The organism is Methylocystis suflitae, assembly GCF_024448135.1.
Lineage (GTDB): Bacteria > Pseudomonadota > Alphaproteobacteria > Rhizobiales > Beijerinckiaceae > Methylocystis > Methylocystis suflitae.
The window spans coordinates 1-18,314 of sequence record NZ_JAMRYX010000147.1; the positions used below are offsets into that span (position 1 = coordinate 1).

Below are 18,314 nucleotides of genomic sequence, written 5' to 3' on the forward strand. Positions count from 1 at the left end.
GCGACGCCTACTGCGCCGCGAGTTTGATCTCGGGATAGCTGCACTTCCCGTCGCTCTTCTCCTCGACATGGAGATGCGACGGCGGCTCGACGAAAGGAATGCCGAGCGTGTGCCAGACGTCGACGAGCGACTCGACGAGGTTCGCGATATGCGCCTGCGTGTGGCAGGGCGTCGGCGTCACGCGCAGCCGCTCGCTTCCCTTGGCCACCGTCGGGTAGTTGATCGGCTGGATATAGATCGAGTGGCGATCGAGCAGCATGTCGCTCGCAGCCTTGCAGAGCTCGGCGTCGCGCACCATCACCGGCACGATATGCGAGCCGTTTTCCAATACGGGCAGGCCAGCGGCGGCGAGGGCGTGCTTGGTGATATGCGAGGCGCGCTGATGCGCCGCGCGCAAATCCGGCCGGCGCTTGAGCAGCCGCACCGCGGCGCAGGCCGCGGCGGCGACCGCCGGCGGCAGCGCCGTCGTGAAGATGAAGGAGGCCGCGTAGGACCGGATCGCGTCAATGATCACGGCGTCGCCGGCGATATAGCCGCCCATGGTGCCGAAGCCCTTGGCGAGCGTGCCCTCGATCACGTGGACGCGCGCCATGACGCCTTCGCGCTCGCAGACGCCGCCGCCGCGCGCGCCATACATGCCGACCGCATGCACCTCATCGACATAGGTCATCGCGCCATAGCGCTCGGCCAGCGCGACGATGTCGCCGACGGGCGCGATATTGCCGTTCATCGAATAGAGGCTTTCGAAGACGACGAGCTTGGGCCGATCGCCCGCTTCGATCAGCAGCTCTTCAAGATGCGCAAGATCGTTATGGCGAAAGATCTTCTTCTCGGCGCGCGAGCGCTTCACGCCTTCGATCATCGAATTATGATTCGAGGCGTCGGATAGAATGACGCAGTTGGGAAGCAGGTCGGCGATGGTCGAAATCGCCGCGAGATTGGAAATCCAGCCCGAGGTGAAGACGAGCGCGGCTTCCTTGCCGTGAAGATCGGCGAGTTCGCGCTCAAGCTCGACTATGGCGTGGCTGGTGCCGGAAATGTTGCGGGTGCCGCCGGAGCCGGCGCCTACCCTGCCAGCCGTGTCGACCATCGCGGCGATCACGTCAGGGTGCTGACCCATGCCGAGATAGTCGTTGGAGCACCATATGGTCACGGGCTCGACCGAGCCGTCGTCGCGATGCCAATTGGCGAGGGGAAAAGCTTCGACGTCGCGCTCCAGATGCGCAAAGACGCGGTAGCGGCGCTCGTCCTTTAGACGGGAGACGGCGGCCTCGAAGTAACGCCGATAGACCATGCTCCAACCCTTTGATTTTTCTCTTTGCCCCCGAAACCGACGACAAGGCCCCCGTCCTGCCCGCCGTCTAGTTTGGACGTTTTCTTACATAGCCGATCCGCGCCTGAAAGGCGAGTGGCCGAATGACGCGCCCGCGCCTCTTTTCTTGCGCAACGCCGGGCCACCGCCAATGAAAACAATGGCGCCACGCAATGGCGGAGCCCCCGGCGGCATCAAAGCAGCGGCTTGCCTGGCGCCGCCGTCGCCGAGGCTTTTTCGAGAGAAGCGTTTATGGGATGACCATCCGGCCTCGCGTGAGGTAACGAAGAGACGGGGGCGCGTGACGGCGATGAAGCTCTATACAAAAAAAGGCGACAGAGGCCAGACGAGCCTCTTCTCGGGCCGGCGGGCGGCGAAGTTCGATCCGCGCGTCGCGGCGGTCGGCGATCTCGACGAATTGTCGGCGAGCCTGGGTCTCGCGCGCGTCGCCTACCCCAATGCGACTGATATTTTGTGCCGCGCTCAAAAGGCGCTCTACACGATCAGCGCCATCGTCAGCGCCGAAGCGCGGCAGATCAATCTTGCCTTTGACGACGCCGAGACCGCGGCGCTCGAAATCGAGATCGATCGCGCGACCGACGCGCTGCCGCCCTTGCGCGATTTCATCTATCCGGGAGAGGCCGAGGCGAGCGCGCGTCTCCACATGGCGCGCGCCGTCGCCCGGCGGGCCGAACGCAGCCTCGCCGCGCTCGACGCGCCGCCGGCGCCCGAGAGCGCGCTCGCCTATCTCAATCGCCTGAGCGATCTATTGTTCGCGCTGGCGCGGCTCGCGGATCTGCACAGCGGACATGCGGACCGGATGCTCGGCGGGTGAGGATTCTTTGGGCCGGCGCAGCCGGCGCCTGGACCGGGGATTGCCGCCGTTGGCTATGCCGGCAGCATGACCACCTTCGTCTTGACCGGCGTTCTCGAATAGAGGTCGATCATGTCCTGACTGAGGAGGCCGGTGCAGCCGCTCGTTATGCCCTGCCCGATCGTGTCGGGGTCGCTGGTGCTATAGATCGTGTAGACCGTGTAGACGCCGTTCTTATAGAGATACAGCACGCGGGCGCCGAGCGGATTTTCCAGACCTCCCGGCATGCCGCCGGCATATTTGCGCGCCTCTGGCTGGCGCGCGATCATTTCCTTGGGCGGCGTCCAGGTGGGCCATTCGGCCTTGCGCCCGACATAAACTTCACCGCTCCACAGGAACCCGGGGCGGCTGACATTGGCGCCGTAGCGGGTGGCCATGCCGTCGCCTTCGATGCGGTAAAGATGGAACTTGCCGGGGTCGATGATGATCGTGCCGGGCGCTTCCTTGGAGTCGTAGCGCACTTTCTGGCGAAAATATTTCGGATCGACCCTGCTGATATCGACCGCGGGGATCGCGAATTTGTCGTGGGGAACCGGCCCGTAAAGCTTCGCCGCCTCGGCGCGCATCATGTCGTCGGACGACACGCAACCGGCGAGACCGGCCGCGCCGAGACCGACGGCCGAGCCGACCAGAAACGACCGGCGATTGAGACGCCCCGACGCAAGCCCAAGTAGAGCGTCTTCGTTTCTTTTGCCGGCGTCGGCTATCCCATCGTCCTTAATCATGATTTTGGAGTTCCCATGTCCAGTTGCCGACCAAAGAATACTCCGGCCTGAACCCGCTGAACGTCTTTGCTGAGCTGAGACCTTGCCATCACTTGCTTTTCGGAAAGTAAAGAACGTCGGCTTTGACCGGAAATTCCGGTCATTCTGTGGCGGCGATTTTACAAATCAGCGCCATCGTCAGCGCCAAAGCGCGACAGCTCGATCTTGCATCTGGCGACGCCGAGACCGCGGCGCTCAAAGCCGAGATCGATCGCGCAACGGACGCTCCGCCGCCGTTATGCGATTTCATCTCTCCGGGAGAAGCCGAGGCGAGCGTGTCTTCATACGTCGCGCGCGCCGTGGCGCAGCTCGCCGCACTTGATAAGCCGCCGGGGGCGCCCGCCACGGACCGTGTGCGCGCTTGAGCAAATCGCCGTGGCTTATCGAGCCCCTAGCATCGCTGCGGGAGAGCGACCCGAAAAGTGAGCCGCAGGGCAGTTCCCATGGGACTCGGCGTGATCTCCAAGGCGCCGTCGAGGTTCTCCGCAATATCATGCATGAGCTTGAGGCCCTTTCCTGAAATTTCGGTCGACTGGGACAATGCTCTTAAAGGAAAGGACGCTCCGTTGTTTTCAACGACAAGCTCGACCTCACCCCGGGAACACCGGACGCGCGTTTCGATCCTGCCCTTCTCGAGACCGGCGAGGGCGTATTTGACAGCATTTACCGTCGCTTCGACGACCACAAGCCCGACGCTTTTTGCGCGCGCGCAGTCGATTTCAAAATCCCCGTCAATGGTCACGGTGCTCTCATAACGACTGTAAAAGGCCGAATGCAGAGTTTCAGCGAGAAGCCTGACGAAAGAGCCGAGGCTGCAAATCTCGTGCTCATTCGTATCGAGCACGCCGTGGAGCGCTGCGGTCGCGCAGATGCGCGAAACGCAGATGTCGCATTGTGCCGGATGGCCACACTGTCTCCGCTGCGCGGCAAAGAGAGCCGATAAGACCTGCAATTCGTTTCTGATCCGATGGCAAATCTCTTCGTAGCGCTGCTGCGACGCGGCCAGCTGCGCTCTCAGCGAGGCAATTTCCTGCTTCAATTCCGGCGGTTCGCCTGATTCAACGTTCAAAAGGATTATGCCTCAATCACGTAAGCTATTATGGTATCAAGCAAATTCATCTTGGCTGTTTTATGTTCAGATATTTTTCGAAGCAGACTCAGTCGTGTAAGTCGCATTGTGGAGACGGTCAGAGGCGACGCGCACGCGCGGGCTACGATTCCCTGTTCGGCGAAAAGAACTCGGCCATCGCGAGTTAGTCCTTGTTCTTTCCTTCTTCCCGGATCTTCTTTCCTTCTTCCCGGATCTCACCGGTCAGCGACTCAACCAAAGCCGCATTCGATTTCATTCTGTCGCGTTTATGGATTGATTTCGAATATGGGAGTGTTTCCCGCCCGGATGGCGAACAAATCATCTTGAACGCGACATGCTCGACATGTAGTCTAACTATATTGCATTGTTTGAATATGCGGAGGCCGCAACCCATGCGCTTTGAACTGTCAATAGCTTGTAAGACGAAGGCTTTCGGCCTAGATGATAGGGCGCGCGGCGTCGAGATAGGCAACATTCTGATTAGAGCCGCCGCAGATTTAATAGACGGCGGCGCCCGACAAGGCGCGACTTTGCGACTGCATGACCAATATGGAAATGCAGTCGGCGAGGCGTCCTTGATGGATTCCCGCGCCGACAGGCTGCCGCTGTCGATTTTGAAATGAGGCGCGCGCCGATATCGGCGCGCCACACCTGCCAAAAACATCCGCTAAGGGTCGCGAGCACCTTCGTCCATGGCTCCTTCGCGCCTAGATCGGGCGCGAAGCGAACGTCTTCGTCACATCGCGCTTCGCCGCCGCGGCGCCTGCGGTCTTCAACATCAACAGCGCGGCGAAGGCGCCAAGATTGATCAAAAAGATCCGCGTCACGACCGGCGCGGTGAAATGATCGACGCCGGGGCCCGTCGCCGCCGTGACCGCCAGAATCAGGCTCTCATAGACGACGAAGGCCGCAAGGAAAGCGGCGACGCCCCCAGCGAAACCAGGAAAGCGGCGCACGAGAAGGCCGGCGCTTTCACACGACAGCAGAGCGATGACGCCGAGCGCGCCGCCCCAAAACAGCGTCATGGCGTCCGTCGGATAATGCAGGAACAGAAAACCCACGGCCTGATTGGCGAACCAGACCGCGCCCGTCAGCAGCAGGGCCTCGCGACGGGCAGTGGTGAGCGCCGCGACGGCGGCGAAGCCCGCGAGCGGCAAGGCGCACGCCCAACCGAAGCTGAAAACAATGCTCGCGACGATGAAGGTCGCCGCCCAATAGATGCGGCGGTTTGTCGTCGGAATAGTGGAAAGCATAAGCGACATGAGGTTTCTCCTTTCAAGTGAACACTAAGGAAGTTGAATTCAAAAGTGCGGCGCGTCAGTCGCCTCGCAACCGGCCTGCTGAACGATCAATGGGATCGGATTCGCGCAGGCCAAACCAGCGCGCCCGCAATTTGTCCCACAGCGCGAGGCGCGACCAATCGGGTTCTTTCAGGACTTTGTCCGTCTCCGCGTCGAGGAAGGGATTGGGCAGCAGCACGGTGATCTGCTGTTCCCCGGCGCCGTTGAACAGCTGCAATCCCCACGACATCGGCACGCAACTCGTGTTTCGCCGGCGATAGAGTTCGGCGCGCGACGTGCGTCTGAGCTGTGCGAGTTCGGGAGACGTCGGCCGCGCGCGCGATCCCTTGTTCTCGCCAATGCAGACGTGAAAATGCGTGACGCCGAAGGCGACGGTGAGATAGCCGTCGAGCAGCCTGATGCGCGTCGGCGCGCGATCGGCGTGGATCTCCCACGCCGCGCCTTGAATGATCGGCCCGAAGACGATTTCGCGCCAGTGATGTTCGAAAAGGTCGCGAAACAGTTCTTCGAGACTCGCCGAATCTGTCGGCAGCGGAAAGACGTCGAGCGCCGCGCCATCGAGTTCGACGATGCGTCTTGGCGTTATGCTTGGCGTTACTTCTGCATTCGTTTGCATCTCTGTCTCCCTCGTCACCAGGCGTATTTCACGCCGCCGTAGAAGGCGCGCGCCGTCGTGGAATAATTGTAGACTTCCTCGTAGAGCGCATTGCCCACATTCTCGATGCGCCCATGCAGCGTCAGCTGGTCGGTCAGCCTGTAATTGGCGAAGAGATCGAGCCGCACATAGGGCGCGAGCATCACGCGTTTGTTGAAGATGAAATCCACGTCATGCGCGGCGCCGACGATATTGGCGCGCGCCTCAAGTTCGAGACCCGGCGCGCCCGTATAAATGACCGACCACATGCCCTTGTGTCGCGGGCGACGCAAAAGCGTGCGTCCGGCATAGATGCTGTCCTCGTCGACATCGAGATTGCGGGCGGAAAGGAACGTATAGCTTCCGCGCAACAGCAAAGCGCCGGGCACGAGAGCGGCTTCGCCTGAGAATTCGACGCCGCGCGTCTCCGCGCGCCCCACGTTGAAATAGCAGCCGAAGATCTGCGTCGCCGTGCAACTCTCGGCCTTCCCGAACTGCACGAGGTTTGCGTAGCGATTGGCGAAGACGGAGACGGAGGCCGTGGCGCGGCCGCCAAAAAAGCTCTGATCGATGCCGGCGTCGAAGCCGATGACGCGTTCGGGCGCGAGCGTTGGATCGCCGTACTGGCTGAACCGCTGATAGAGCGACGCGGTCTTGGCGCCCGTGGCGGCGGAGCCGCGCAGCCGCATGCCAATCTCATCGATGCGGAAATTCGCCATCGTCCGCCAGGTGAGAAACGTTTGGTTCTTGCTCACCGCATCGGCGCGCCCGCCATAGGAAATGTCGAGCCGGTCGAAGAGCGTGAATTGATGCTGCGCATAGCCGGACCATGTCGTCTGGACGGCGTGCGTCGGCGCGTACTGATCGACGATCCAGGCCTCGCGCGACGTCTGCGCCGTCTCGGTTTCGACGCGCGAACCGATGGTCGCAAGACCCAGCGGTCCCAGCGCGATATCGTTCTGATATTCGACGCCCCTGCGCCCGCCGAGATAGCCGAAGCGGCAGTTTTGCGACGTGAAGGTCAGCATGTCGAAACAGGCTTCCGTCGACCAGACGTCACGGTTTCCCCGATTGGCGTAGAGCGTCAGCCTGTTGCGCAGACTCTTGTCAAACATGTCGGCGCCGAGCCGCACATAGCCCTGCATGAATGTCGCATGCTGATGATTGAAGGGATCGAAAACGCTCCAGGGATTGAAGGCGTAGGGATTGTCGTAGCGAACCGCGCTGTCATAGCCGGCGAGTCCCGCCTCGATCCGCGCATCTTCCGTGAATTCATAGCCAATGCGCCCGGTGACCCCGACATTGTTGGTCGGATCATCGGCGGGAAGCGGCGGCAGCGGCGTCGTCTGATCGCCAATCACGATGGGACGCTGCTGACGATAGCCGTAACGCGGGAAGCCATCGGCATGCAGGCCGGAGATCGACAGCGCGTAGGAACCATGTCCGTCGGCGCCGGAGATCGACGCGCGCGACGACGACGTTCCATAGGAGCCGCCTTCCGAATTGAGCCAGCCTTGCGGCGCGCCCTTGCCGCGGCGCGTAATGATATTGATCACGCCGCCCATGGCGTCCGAGCCATAGAGCGCCGATTGCGGGCCGCGCAGCACTTCGATCCGCTCAATGTCGGTCGGAAGCAGCCGGCCAAAATCCACCGAACCGTCCGTGCTCGTCGGATCGCCAATGCGAATGCCGTCGATCAGCACCAGCGTCTGGCCCGGCGTCGAGCCGCGCAAAGCGACGGAGGTCTGCGTTCCAGGCCCGCCGTTGGAAAAGACGTCCAGTCCGGGAACGCCGCGCAGAACGTCGTTGAAGCCGAGCGATCCGCGCTTTTGAATGTCGCGCGCGTGAATGACGCTGACCGAGGCGCCGGTGCTCGACACCGGCTGCTCGACGCGCGTCGGCGTGACGACGGTTTGGTCCTCAAGCGCCTCGCCGGGCGAGCCTGGTTGCGCCGGACTTAACGGGCCGACCTCGATGACAGGCAAGGATTGCTGGGCGAAAGCGGCAGGTGCGGAGAGGGATAAGGACAACACAAACGCGCCGCGCAAGGCGGGGCTCTGAATGAGGATATGCATGCGCGCAGACTCGCAGCGAGACGTGGGCCGTCACTGCGAAGGTCTTTGCCCGACGCCGATAAGGCGAGAGGCATCGGCCGCATCGGTGCACCCCGCCCGACGCTTTCGCGCGTGACCACGAAGCGACGGCAGGTCTCCTGGCTCGCGGGTTGTCGCCTCGGACCGCCTTCCCAGAGCCTTGTGGCTCCAGTGGCTTAGTGGTCTTCGGCTCGCCGCTTACAGTTGCGGGGGCAGCCGCGGAATTGCGCGCAAAGCAGCGCGCTCACCGCATTCCCATTTTGATCCCGTTAGGAACCGTCTTCGCGAAATAGAATGCTGATCGCTCCGCGAGTCAAGAGCGCTACGCCGCCGCCAGCGCGTGCAGCACCCGCGCCCAAGAGCGCGCGCCTTTGTGGAACGACGTGTAGGAATATTTCTCGTTCGGCGAATGGATGCGGTCGTCGTCATGCGCGAAGCCGATCATCAGCGAATCCATATTGAGGTCGCGCTTGAAACTGCCCACGATCGGGATTGAGCCGCCGCAACCGGCGAGCACCGGCTCCTTGTCCCATTCTTCCGCAAGCGCGCGGCGCGCGCGATTGAGCGCCTCCGAGCCGAAGGGAAGTTGCAAAGCGTTCGAAGCGCCATGCGAAATGAATTCAGCCTTGGCGTCCGTCGGCAGGCGCTCGCGTACGAAACTGCGGAAGCTTTCGAGGATTGTTTTGGCGTCCTGCTTGCCGACGAGGCGAAAGGAAAATTTCGCGGACGCCTGCGCCGGCAGCACCGTCTTTGATCCCGCGCCGGTGTAGCCGCCGATAATTCCATTCACGTCGCAGGTCGGGCGCGCCCAGATCTGCTCGATAATTCCGCGGCCCGTTTCGCCGCCAACGCGCGTGAGGCCGATGTCCGAGAGCCATTTGGCCTCGTTAAAGTCGATGGCGCGCCATTGCTCGGCGATGTCTTCGGGGATCTCCGGCACGCCGGCGTAAAAGCCTGGCAGCGTCACCTTGCCCTCGATGTCATGCAGATCGGCGATGATTTTCGCCAGCACATGAATCGGATTCAGCACCGGCCCGCCGAACATGCCGGAATGCAGGTCATGACTCGGCCCTGTGATGATCACCTCTTCGAGCGCGAGTCCGCGCAGCATCACCGTGATCGCCGGCGTCGACGCGTTCCACATGCTGGTGTCGCAGACGAGCGCGAGATCGGGCGCCGAGAGTTCGTCCTTATGCGCGGCGAGAAATCCCGGAAGCGAGGGCGACCCGGTCTCCTCTTCGCCCTCGAACAGAAAAGTGACGTTGCAGGGCAGGCCGCCATTCGCCTCGAAGGCGCGGCACGCCTCGACGAAAGTCATCAGCTGGCCTTTGTCGTCCGAGGCGCCGCGGGCGACGATGTCCTTGCCGTCCTTGCCCTCGGTCAGCCGCGGCGCGAAGGGCTCCGTTTCCCACAGCTCCAGCGGATCGGCGGGCTGCACGTCATAATGGCCGTAGAACAGCACATGCGGCGCATCCTTGCGCTTCGCCTTGGCGTGGCCAACGACGATCGGATGGCCGGGCGTCTCGCGCACTTCGGCGGCGTAGCCAAGGCCAGCGAGCTGATCCTTGAGCCAGTTCGCCGCCCGCAGGCATTGCGCATGATAGGCTGGATCGGTGGAAACCGAGGGGATGCGCAAGAGATCGAACAGGCGTTCTCTCGAAGCGTCGAGATTGGCGTCTATCGTATTGAGGACGGCTTCGATCGCGGCCATGAATCAGCTCCTCGGTGAGGAGCCGAAACTAGTGCGGATGCATGGCGAGGGGAAGACGCGCGATGGCACAGGGCTTCCTCGTCCTTCGAGACGACCGCTTCGCGGTCTCCTCAGGATGAGGAAGCCTGTTGCTCCTCTTGACCTCATCCTGAGGAGCCGCCTTTAGGCGGCGTCTCGAAGGACGAGGTCAAGAGGAGATTGCTCACGCGCTCGGCGCGAGCATATTTTCCGGCCGCACGATCGCGTCGAACTCGACGTCCGTCACCTTGCCGGAAGCCAGCGCCTCTTCCTTCAGGCTCGTGCCGTTTTTATGCGCGGCGCGGGCGATCTTCGAGGCCGCGTCATAGCCGATCTTCGGCGCGAGCGCGGTGACAAGCATCAGCGAGCGATCAAGGAAGCGCTTGATATTGGCCTCATCCGCTTCGATGCCGTCGACGCAGCGCGCGACGAAACTGTTGATGCCGTCGGCGAGCAGAATGGTCGATTCGAGCAGCGCAAAGCCGACGACCGGCTTCAACACATTCAGTTCGAGATGGCCTTGCGAAGCGGCGAAGGTGATCGTCGCGTTGTTGCCGAAAACCCGCGTGCACACCATCGTCAGCGATTCGACCTGGGTCGGATTGACCTTGCCCGGCATGATCGACGAACCCGGCTCGTTCTCGGGAAGCCTCAGCTCTCCGAGGCCGGCGCGCGGCCCGGACCCGAGCAGGCGAATGTCGCTCGCGATTTTATAGAGACCCGCCGCCAGCGCGTTGAGCGCGCCATGCGCGAAGACGATCGCGTCATGGGTCGCGAGCGCCTCGAATTTGTTGGGCGCCGATACGAAAGGCAGTCCTGTCTGCTCGGCGATGTCGGCCGCGACCTCTTCGCCAAAGCTCTTGAAAGTGTTGACGCCCGTGCCAACCGCCGTGCCGCCCTGGGCCAGTTGCAGAAGGTCGGCGAGGGTGGTTCTGATGCGCCTTTCCGCGTATTCGGCCTGCGCCGCATAGCCGGAAAACTCCTGGCCGAGCGTCACCGGCGTCGCATCCTGCAGATGGGTGCGGCCGATCTTGATGATATCGGCGAATTTCACCGCCTTGGCGTTGAGCGAAATATGCAGCCGCTCGACGGCCGGAATCAGCCGACCGGAGATCGTCGTGGCGCCGGCGATGTGAATGGCGGTCGGAAAACTGTCGTTCGACGACTGCCCGAGATTGACGTGATCGTTCGGATGCACCGGCGATTTCGAGCCGCGCGGCGCGCCGAGCATTTCATTGGCGCGATTGGCGATGACCTCATTGACGTTCATGTTCGTCTGGGTGCCGGAGCCGGTCTGCCAGACGACGAGCGGAAAATGCTCATCGAGCTTGCCGTCGATCACCTCGCGCGCGGCGGCGACGATCGCGTCGGCGATCTTAGGCTCGAGCAGGCCTTTCCTGGCGTTGACCTTGGCGGCCGCGAGCTTGATGCGCGCCAGCGCATGCACGATCTCGATCGGCATGAGGTCGCCGCCGATCGGAAAATTCTCGCGCGAGCGCTCCGTTTGCGCGCCCCAATAGGCCCAGGACGGCACGGCGATGTCGCCAAAGGAGTCGCGTTCAATTCTGTGATCGTCGGTCATCGGCTCGCTCGCATGGAAAGGGGCGTTTCGCGCGCCTCCCTATGCGGCATTTCGCACTAGCGTTCAATCGCGCGTGGCGGCGGAGAGCTGCTCGGCCGAGGACCATTCGCGCGGCTCGGCGGTCGGCGGCGCCGACATCAGGTCTGAGAGCCGATTGCGGGCGCGGTTCACCCGGCTCTTCATCGTGCCCGGCGCGCAGCCGCAGATTTGAGCCGCTTCCTCATATGACATGCCGGAGGCGCCAACGAGGATCAGGGCTTCGCGCTGGTCGAGCGGCAACTTCTGCATCGCGTCGCGGAAGTCGAGAAAATCCATATGCGCGTGCTGCGATTCCGGCGCGATCAATCGTCCGGCGATCAGCCCGTCGGGATCGGGGGCCTCGCGTCGGCGCTTGCGAAACTCGCTGTAGTAGATGTTGCGCAGAATCGTGAACAGCCAAGCGGTGAGATTGGTGCCTTCCGAAAACGTCGCGAGGCTGCCCCAAGCCTTGACCAGCGTTTCCTGAACGAGGTCGTCGGCGCGATCGGAGTTTCCGCAAATCGACACGGCAAAAGCGCGCAAGCTCGGGATGGCCGAGATCAGATCAGCCTTCAATCCCTGTCCTGCTGGATGCGCTTCTTCGCTTGCCTTCACTCACTCTTCCTCGGCGCGCTGGATGTCGCCGCGGAAGATAGCACATTCGTTTCGAGTTGGTTCAAAAGTTTCAGAAACCGATCGGGGACCGGTTGAGCCACGACATCGTCGTAGAGATTGCGGAGCTCCTTTCCGATCGAGTCCTGAAACTCCACCGGCCGCTGTCGCTGGGCCGGTTGTGCGCCGCAGCGCGCCTCCCCTACTCCTCGGCGACGCTCGCCGAATTCGTCACGTGTCATCACCCACCCTGCAAACGTCTCCACCTTGCGAGGGCCCGGTCTCGAAGAATACCGCCCGTCGCCCGCGAAAGCGTCGTCGTCTGCTTTCGCCCGCGCAACTATATTCTCCGGATTCTTATTCCCCATGGAGCCCTCTATTTTAATATGCATGATTTCTGGAGCCGCCGCGTTATACTGCGTCGCAAGGACGATAGGCAAAACGCACCGCTGAAGGATTGGTTCCCTAAAATGCCGAGCAGTTTTGACGCATTGTCCATGTTTTGAATCTACTTAGCCCGCACTCCTCTCTCTCTGCGAGGCTCGATGCTGCTGGAGTTGTAAGACATGTCGGCGTCAAAGGAAATTTCAGCGCATATTCCCTATTTGAGACGTTTTGCTCGCGCATTGGTCGGCGATCGGGAGGGTGGCGACGCCTATGTGCTGGCCACTCTCGAAACCGTCGTCGCGGAACCAAGCCGCATCACAGATTCCGATGATCTGCGCGTCGCTGTATACCGTCTGTTCCTGGATGTCTGGGCGGCGTCGCCGATCAATGCCCACACCGATCGCTCCGGCGCGCTGGCGGAAAACGGCCGACGCAATCTCGACGCTATTTCGCTGAAGCCGCGAATAGCCTTTTTGCTGCAGGCGCTCGAAGGCTTTGATCTCGACCAGATCGGTCAGACTCTAAAGGTTTCGGAGCTCGAGGCTGGCGCCCTGATCGAGGCGGCAAACGGCGAGATCGCCGACCAGATTGCGACCGACGTGCTGATTATCGAGGACGAGCCCCTGATCGCCCATGACCTGAGAAGCATCGTCGAGGAGCTGGGACATCGGGTGGTCGGCATGCCGCGCACGCACGCCGAGGCGCTGGCGGCCATACAAGACGGCAACCCGGGACTGATTCTCGCCGATATCCAGCTCGCGGACGGCAGTTCCGGGCTCGACGCCGTCAACGAGATCCTCGTCTCTCTGTCCATCCCGGTGATCTTCGTCACCGCCTACCCTGAGCGGTTTTTGACCGGCGAGCCGCCTGAACCGGCCTTTCTTATCGCCAAACCCTTCAATGTCGACAGCCTGAAGGCCGTCATCAGTCAGGCGCTGTTTTTTGAACGACGCGCCGGACGCCGCGAACAAAGCGCGCCGCGGGTCGGCATGTGAGCCTCTGATCTCATTGCAAACATTAAATTTTTGCGCCCGCGCCTCCCCGGGCGGAAGGATCCTTCGGGACTGCGAAGATAAATCGCCGCCTCTCAGAAACATTGGCCGACCCGGCGAGTTATAGCCGAAGGCGCTGGGGGAACTTTGTGAGGCGGCCCATGGAGGAGAATAAAAAATCCAGTCGCGGTTTTGCGTCAATGGATCCCGAAAAGCAGCGGGCCATCGCACGCAAGGGCGGCCAGAGCGTTCCTGACGAGAAACGAAGTTTCTCGCAGAACCCCGATCTTGCGGCCCGGGCAGGGCGCAAGGGCGGTCAAAGCGTGAATCCGGCCAAGCGGAGCTTCTCGCGCGACCATGCGCTCGCTTCGGAAGCCGGCCGCAAAGGCGGACACGCCTCGCACGGAGGCGGCGCCCAAAAACGCAGCGCGCCGCTCTAAGGAGCGGCGCAATTTATGCCGCAAACGGCTTCGAGCGCTGCGCGATCAGCGAATACAGCGCGTCGTCGTCGCGCGTCCCGCGTAGCGTCGCCACGAGCCCCTGCTCCCTCAGCATCCGGGCCGCGCAGGCAAGCGCCTTGAGATGATCGGCGCCCGAACTCTCGGGCGTGAGGATCATGAACACGAGATCGACCGGCGCGCCGTCAAGAGACCCGAAGTCGACAGGCCGGTCAAGACGGCCGAACACCCCGTAAATCCCCTTCAATTTCGCAAGCTTGCCATGTGGAATGGCGATGCCTTCGCCAATTCCCGTCGAGCCCAGCCGCTCGCGGTGAAGAAGCGCATCGAAGATCTCGCGCGCGGGAAGCCCGCAAATCTTCGCGGCCTTCTCGCTGAGTTCCTGGAGAAGATGCTTCTTCGTCGTCGCCTTCAGCGAGGCGCAAACTGAATCCGGCGAAACCAAGTCCGTTGGCCGCATGCGACGATCATCCTGCTTCTCACGGGAGGTCTAGGGCCGCCGAAGGCGCAGACCATCCTTGAAATTTCAACGTCTCGCTATTTTCGCCAAACCCGAAGGGACGTGGGAAAATGGCAAGATACGTGCCGAGGAGGCCGTTATTATGGCCGTCCCACGACGTTTTTGCCTCAGTGCGCGTCGCCTTGCGACTCGGGGGTGTCGATCCAGCCGATATTTTCGTCGCCGCGTCGATAGACGACATTCACACGGCCGGTGTTGGCGTGCCGGAAGACCACGACGGGCGCGCCCGTGAGATCGAGGTCGAGAACCGCCGCCGAAACCGACAGCCGGCGCAATTGCGTGGTGGATTCGGCGATGATGGCGGGGCTGAACTCCGCCGCCGCCTCATTTTCCTGATCCGGCGCCTCGAGCACGTGATAGGCGACGACCTCGGCCTGAGCGCCATCGCCGTGATGGCTCTTGAGCCTGCTCTTGTAGCGGCGCAGGCGCTTTTCGATGCGCTCGGCCGCCTGATCGAAGGAGGCGTAAGGCTCCTGTGCGCGGCCGTCGGCCTGCAGCACAATTCCGGAGGCGAGATGCAGGCTGCAGTCGGCTCGAAAGCCCGAGCCCTCCGGCGAGATGGTGACGTGGCCGCTGACTCGGCCGTCAAAATACTTCGCCGCCGCCGTCTCCAGCCTCTGCGTCACATGAGCCCGAAGCGCTTCGCCGATGTTGATGTTCTTGCCGGAAACCCTAAGAGACATTTTGCAATCCGAACTTTCGTTGCGAGCGAAGTTTCGGCGCGGAAAGAGCCCGCCGCGCGACTGCCGCGCCGCCGTCAGACCCACCGCCAACGCGCCCCCATCCGCCCTGGAACTCCGCCTGAAGGGTCAGCGAATCGCCCGCCATCTAGCCAAAGAGCGGAAATTCCGCGCAGCGTTAGAAGCCTCGACGCGCGAAGTCAATGGAGTCTTCACCCACGGCGAAGCTTCAAGCCTCAGGCGACATAGGACAATTAATTGGTGGTCATGCGCGCCTGCGCAAGCTTGGCACGGCGGCGATCGACCGAGGATGGAATGCGCAAACTGTCGCGGTATTTCGCAACCGTGCGCCGGGCGATTTCAATGTCGCTCGCCTTCAGCCGTTCGACGATGGCGTCGTCCGACAGGATGCCGTCGGGCGTTTCCCGATCAATCATCTGCTTGATGCGAAAGCGCACCGCCTCGGCCGAATGCGCGGCGGCGCCGCTCGTCGTGGCGATCGACGCGGAGAAGAAATATTTGAGCTCGAAGACGCCACGCGGCGTCATCATATATTTGTTCGACGTCACCCGCGAGACCGTCGACTCATGCATGCCGATCGCATCGGCGACCGTGCGCAGGTTCAGCGGCCGCAGATGTTCGACGCCATGTGTGAGGAAGGCGTCCTGCAACCTCACGATTTCAGAAGCGACGCGCAGAATGGTGCGGGCCCGCTGCTCGAGACTCTTGGTCAACCAGTTGGCGTTCTGCAGGCAGCTCGAAATGAAGCTTTTGTCCGCGGGGCCGGTGGCGACGGCGCTGACCTGCGCCGCATAGCTGTGATTGACCAATACGCGCGGCAGCGCGTCGGCGTTGAGCTCCACATGCCAGGCGCCGTCCGCGGCGGCGCGAACAATGACATCGGCGACGAGCGGCTGAATGGGGGCGCCGCCAAATGCTCGGCCGGGCTTTGGCTCCAACCGGCGCAGCTCCGCCGCCATGTCGGCGACGTCTTCGTCGTCGACGCCGCACAGCTTGGCGAGTTGCGCAAAATCGCGGCGCGCGACGAGCGGGAGATTGGCGACGAACGCTTGCATCGCCGGATCGTAACGGTCGCGCTCCTTGAGCTGGATCGCGAGGCATTCCGCCAGATCGCGCGCGCCGACGCCCGAAGGGTCGAAGGTCTGGATCGTCGCGAGAACGCGCTCGGCCTCCGCCCTGTCCGCCTCGAGACGGGCGGCGATCTCGCCAAGGTCCTCTCGCAGATAGCCGCTGTCATCGATCGCATCGATAATCGCCTGGCCGATGATTCTATGCCGCGGATCTGGACAGGCGAGCGCCAGCTGTTCGGCGAGATGTTCGTGGAGATTCTGCCGGTCGGCGATATAGGCTTCGAGATTGGGCGCTTCGCCGTCGGCCGACCCGCCGCCGGCGGCGCCGTTCCAGGAGGTCGCCGAAAGGCCGGCGCCGTCGGGGGCCTCATCCCGCGCCCGCTCCCCGATCGAAGGACCCTCGGCCTCAAAAGCGTTGCTCATGTCGGCGCCAAGATCGGCGGAGAGCGTCGCCGAGTCGACGGCGAGATCCTGCTGCGCCCAGTCGCCCTCCTGCGGCCCTTCATAGGCCTCTGCGCCGCCCGACTCCGCGCCCTGCGAAGAATGATCGGCCGCGTCGACGCCGCCGTCGCCTTCCTGCGCTTCCAGCAGCGGATTGCGCTCGAGCTCATCATGCAAAAAGGCGGCAAGCTCCAAATTGGAGAACTGCAGCAGCTTGATCGCCTGGAGCAGCTGCGGCGTCATCACCAGGGCTTGGCCCTGACGCATCATCAACTTGGTGGAAATCGCCATTTCGCTCGGCCCACTCGAAACGCATCGGCCGCCGCTGTGCGGCCCGGTTCTTGCTTATATCACTTTGGACCAGCGCGCGCAGGGCCAAAAAAGCAGCGCGCCGCCGAGCAAAACGCCCAAGCCTTAATCACCAATTTGTCGAGCGCGAAGACTTGCCTCTCCCGAACGGGCAACGGGCGAGAACGTCCGTCGGGTCGCCGAGAACGCGACCTTGGCGCTGCACGACGGGGCTTCGCCGCCGCGCGAAAAAGCTTGAACTCGCCAGCCCGACAGCGGCAGCGAAAGCGCCCTTTGCCGCAGCGCTAAAAGGCGCCCTGCCGTCTCTTAAGAAACGGCGCCTGCAGCGCTACATGCGGAAATCTTCACCAAGGTAGATGCGCCGAACGTCCGGATTGGCGACGATTTCGTCGGGCGTTCCTTCGGTCAGCACATGGCCGTTGTAGATGATGTAGGCGCGGTCGGTGAGGCCCAAAGTCTCGCGAACGCTATGGTCGGTGATGAGCACGCCGATGCCGCGCGCTTTCAAATGCCGCACGAGGTCCTGAATGCCGCCGACCGCAATTGGATCAATGCCGGCGAAGGGCTCGTCGAGCAGCATGAAGGACGGGTGGCCGGCGAGCGCGCGGGCGATCTCGCAGCGACGCCGTTCGCCGCCGGAAAGCGCCACGGCGGGCGTGTGGCGCATGCGGGTGAGGCGGAACTCTTCGAGCAGCGCCTCCAGCTCCTCCTCGCGCTTCTTGGCGTCGGGCTGGGTGATTTCGAGCACGGCGCGGATATTGTCCTCCACCGAGAGGCCCCGGAACACCGACGCCTCCTGCGGCAGATAGCCGATTCCAAGCCGCGCGCGGCGATACATCGGCAGCGGCGTCACATCATAGCCGTCGAGCGAGATGACGCCCTTGTCGGGCTTCACCAGCCCGGTGATCATGTAAAAAACTGTGGTCTTGCCGGCGCCGTTGGGACCCAGCAGCCCGACCGCCTCGCCCCGCGCCACATGCAGGCTCACGTCTTCGACGACGCGGCGCGCTTTGTAGGACTTCGCCAGATTATGGATCGAAAGCAGACCCTGGCCGTCGAATCCGGCGGGTTCCCGATAGGCGGAGCTCGGCTCGAAGGCCGATAGCGGTTCGGCTTGTGCGTTCGTCGGCGCGGGTCCCCAGAAGTTGGCGTCGAGCGCCGCCTCGTCGGAATCGGCGCCTAAGTTTTGGGCGCCGGCGTCACGCCATTGGCCTTCCGCGATCTCGTCGGGCTTTCGCGAACGCCTGACGCCGTTAGCGAGCCGCGCCAGCGACTGGCCGGCGGCGCGAAAACGCATGGAAAGGGCCGAAAGATAACTCAAGCGCGCCTTGTCCGTCGCTCTGGGCGTCCAGCGGTTGGAAGCGACGCTCGCCGCCCCGTCAGGGGTGCTCTATCCCATAACCGCCGCTTCGGAAACATGAACCCGG

19 protein-coding genes and 1 riboswitch are annotated in these 18,314 nt (G+C 62.7%); of the genes, 5 read left to right on the forward strand and 14 right to left on the reverse strand.

From position 1 onward, the window contains the following. Positions 1-7: 7 nt before the first annotated feature. The gene (hemA, locus tag NEI07_RS11035) at positions 8-1,294 is read right to left on the reverse strand and encodes a 5-aminolevulinate synthase (protein ID WP_256034573.1); all 1,287 of its coding nucleotides are present in this window, start codon (positions 1,292-1,294) and stop codon (positions 8-10) included. 328 nt (positions 1,295-1,622) lie between these two features. Here hemA and NEI07_RS11040 point away from each other — a divergent pair, with 328 nt between their 5' ends. Continuing rightward, on the forward strand, positions 1,623-2,147 hold the full coding sequence (locus NEI07_RS11040; RefSeq protein WP_256034575.1) for a cob(I)yrinic acid a,c-diamide adenosyltransferase: 525 nt from the start codon (positions 1,623-1,625) through the stop codon (positions 2,145-2,147). A 53-nt stretch (positions 2,148-2,200) separates the two neighbouring features. On the opposite strand, the gene NEI07_RS11045 is transcribed toward NEI07_RS11040, so the two are convergent. Continuing rightward, positions 2,201-2,911, reverse strand: a complete 711-nt coding sequence (locus NEI07_RS11045; RefSeq protein ID WP_256034576.1) for a L,D-transpeptidase family protein — start codon at positions 2,909-2,911, stop codon at positions 2,201-2,203. Between the two features lie 122 nt (positions 2,912-3,033). On the opposite strand from NEI07_RS11045, the gene NEI07_RS11050 reads away from it, so the two are divergent. After that, positions 3,034-3,315 carry a hypothetical protein gene (locus tag NEI07_RS11050; protein ID WP_256034577.1) on the forward strand — a complete coding sequence of 94 codons (282 nt, stop codon included), beginning with the start codon at positions 3,034-3,036 and terminating at the stop codon, positions 3,313-3,315. 26 nt (positions 3,316-3,341) lie between these two features. Here the strand turns inward: NEI07_RS11050 and NEI07_RS11055 are convergent, their stop codons facing one another. Next, a complete protein-coding gene (locus tag NEI07_RS11055; RefSeq protein ID WP_256034578.1) occupies positions 3,342-4,019 on the reverse strand; it encodes a sensor histidine kinase in 678 nt (225 codons plus the stop codon). A gap of 191 nt (positions 4,020-4,210) precedes the next feature. Between NEI07_RS11055 and NEI07_RS11060 the strand changes: the two genes are divergently transcribed. After that, complete coding sequence (locus NEI07_RS11060) at positions 4,211-4,663, forward strand: hypothetical protein (protein ID WP_256034580.1); 453 nt, start codon at positions 4,211-4,213, stop codon at positions 4,661-4,663. Positions 4,664-4,747: 84 nt separating this feature from the next. Here the strand turns inward: NEI07_RS11060 and NEI07_RS11065 are convergent, their stop codons facing one another. The 7 genes from NEI07_RS11065 to NEI07_RS19620 form a co-directional block, all read right to left on the reverse strand. Continuing rightward, positions 4,748-5,302 (reverse strand): hypothetical protein, encoded by a 555-nt coding sequence (locus NEI07_RS11065; protein WP_256034582.1) that lies wholly within the window; start codon positions 5,300-5,302, stop codon positions 4,748-4,750. 55 nt (positions 5,303-5,357) lie between these two features. Next, entirely contained in the window at positions 5,358-5,957 is a 600-nt protein-coding gene (locus NEI07_RS11070) for a DUF7676 family protein (protein ID WP_256034583.1), read from the reverse strand. A gap of 14 nt (positions 5,958-5,971) precedes the next feature. Beyond that, positions 5,972-8,050 carry a TonB-dependent receptor plug domain-containing protein gene (locus NEI07_RS11075; protein WP_256034584.1) on the reverse strand — a complete coding sequence of 693 codons (2,079 nt, stop codon included), beginning with the start codon at positions 8,048-8,050 and terminating at the stop codon, positions 5,972-5,974. 110 nt (positions 8,051-8,160) lie between these two features. Further along, positions 8,161-8,364: riboswitch (cobalamin riboswitch) on the reverse strand. A gap of 26 nt (positions 8,365-8,390) precedes the next feature. Next, positions 8,391-9,779, reverse strand: coding sequence for a M20/M25/M40 family metallo-hydrolase (locus NEI07_RS11080; protein WP_256034585.1), 1,389 nt, complete (start codon positions 9,777-9,779; stop codon positions 8,391-8,393). A gap of 202 nt (positions 9,780-9,981) precedes the next feature. Next, positions 9,982-11,379 (reverse strand): class II fumarate hydratase, encoded by a 1,398-nt coding sequence (gene fumC / locus NEI07_RS11085; RefSeq protein ID WP_256034586.1) that lies wholly within the window; start codon positions 11,377-11,379, stop codon positions 9,982-9,984. 63 nt (positions 11,380-11,442) lie between these two features. After that, positions 11,443-12,012 (reverse strand): sigma-70 family RNA polymerase sigma factor, encoded by a 570-nt coding sequence (locus NEI07_RS11090; protein ID WP_256034587.1) that lies wholly within the window; start codon positions 12,010-12,012, stop codon positions 11,443-11,445. Continuing rightward, positions 12,009-12,401 carry a NepR family anti-sigma factor gene (locus NEI07_RS19620; protein WP_328516977.1) on the reverse strand — a complete coding sequence of 131 codons (393 nt, stop codon included), beginning with the start codon at positions 12,399-12,401 and terminating at the stop codon, positions 12,009-12,011. The genes NEI07_RS11090 and NEI07_RS19620 overlap by 4 nt, the downstream gene beginning before the upstream one ends. Before the next feature lie 174 nt (positions 12,402-12,575). Between NEI07_RS19620 and NEI07_RS11100 the strand changes: the two genes are divergently transcribed. Both NEI07_RS11100 and NEI07_RS11105 read left to right on the forward strand, forming a co-directional pair. Then, entirely contained in the window at positions 12,576-13,391 is an 816-nt protein-coding gene (locus tag NEI07_RS11100) for a response regulator (protein ID WP_256034588.1), read from the forward strand. Positions 13,392-13,549: 158 nt separating this feature from the next. Then, on the forward strand, positions 13,550-13,828 hold the full coding sequence (locus tag NEI07_RS11105) for a con-10 family general stress protein (protein WP_014891685.1): 279 nt from the start codon (positions 13,550-13,552) through the stop codon (positions 13,826-13,828). 13 nt (positions 13,829-13,841) lie between these two features. Here the strand turns inward: NEI07_RS11105 and NEI07_RS11110 are convergent, their stop codons facing one another. From NEI07_RS11110 to lptB, 4 genes are all read right to left on the reverse strand, one after another. Further along, positions 13,842-14,306 carry a PTS sugar transporter subunit IIA gene (locus NEI07_RS11110; RefSeq protein ID WP_014891684.1) on the reverse strand — a complete coding sequence of 155 codons (465 nt, stop codon included), beginning with the start codon at positions 14,304-14,306 and terminating at the stop codon, positions 13,842-13,844. Between the two features lie 167 nt (positions 14,307-14,473). Then, entirely contained in the window at positions 14,474-15,049 is a 576-nt protein-coding gene (gene hpf, locus NEI07_RS11115) for a ribosome hibernation-promoting factor, HPF/YfiA family (protein WP_256034592.1), read from the reverse strand. 251 nt (positions 15,050-15,300) lie between these two features. Further along, positions 15,301-16,869, reverse strand: coding sequence for an RNA polymerase factor sigma-54 (gene rpoN, locus NEI07_RS11120; RefSeq protein ID WP_256034593.1), 1,569 nt, complete (start codon positions 16,867-16,869; stop codon positions 15,301-15,303). Positions 16,870-17,215: 346 nt separating this feature from the next. Beyond that, positions 17,216-18,208, reverse strand: a complete 993-nt coding sequence (lptB, locus tag NEI07_RS11125; protein WP_256034594.1) for an LPS export ABC transporter ATP-binding protein — start codon at positions 18,206-18,208, stop codon at positions 17,216-17,218. Positions 18,209-18,314 lie beyond the last annotated feature (106 nt).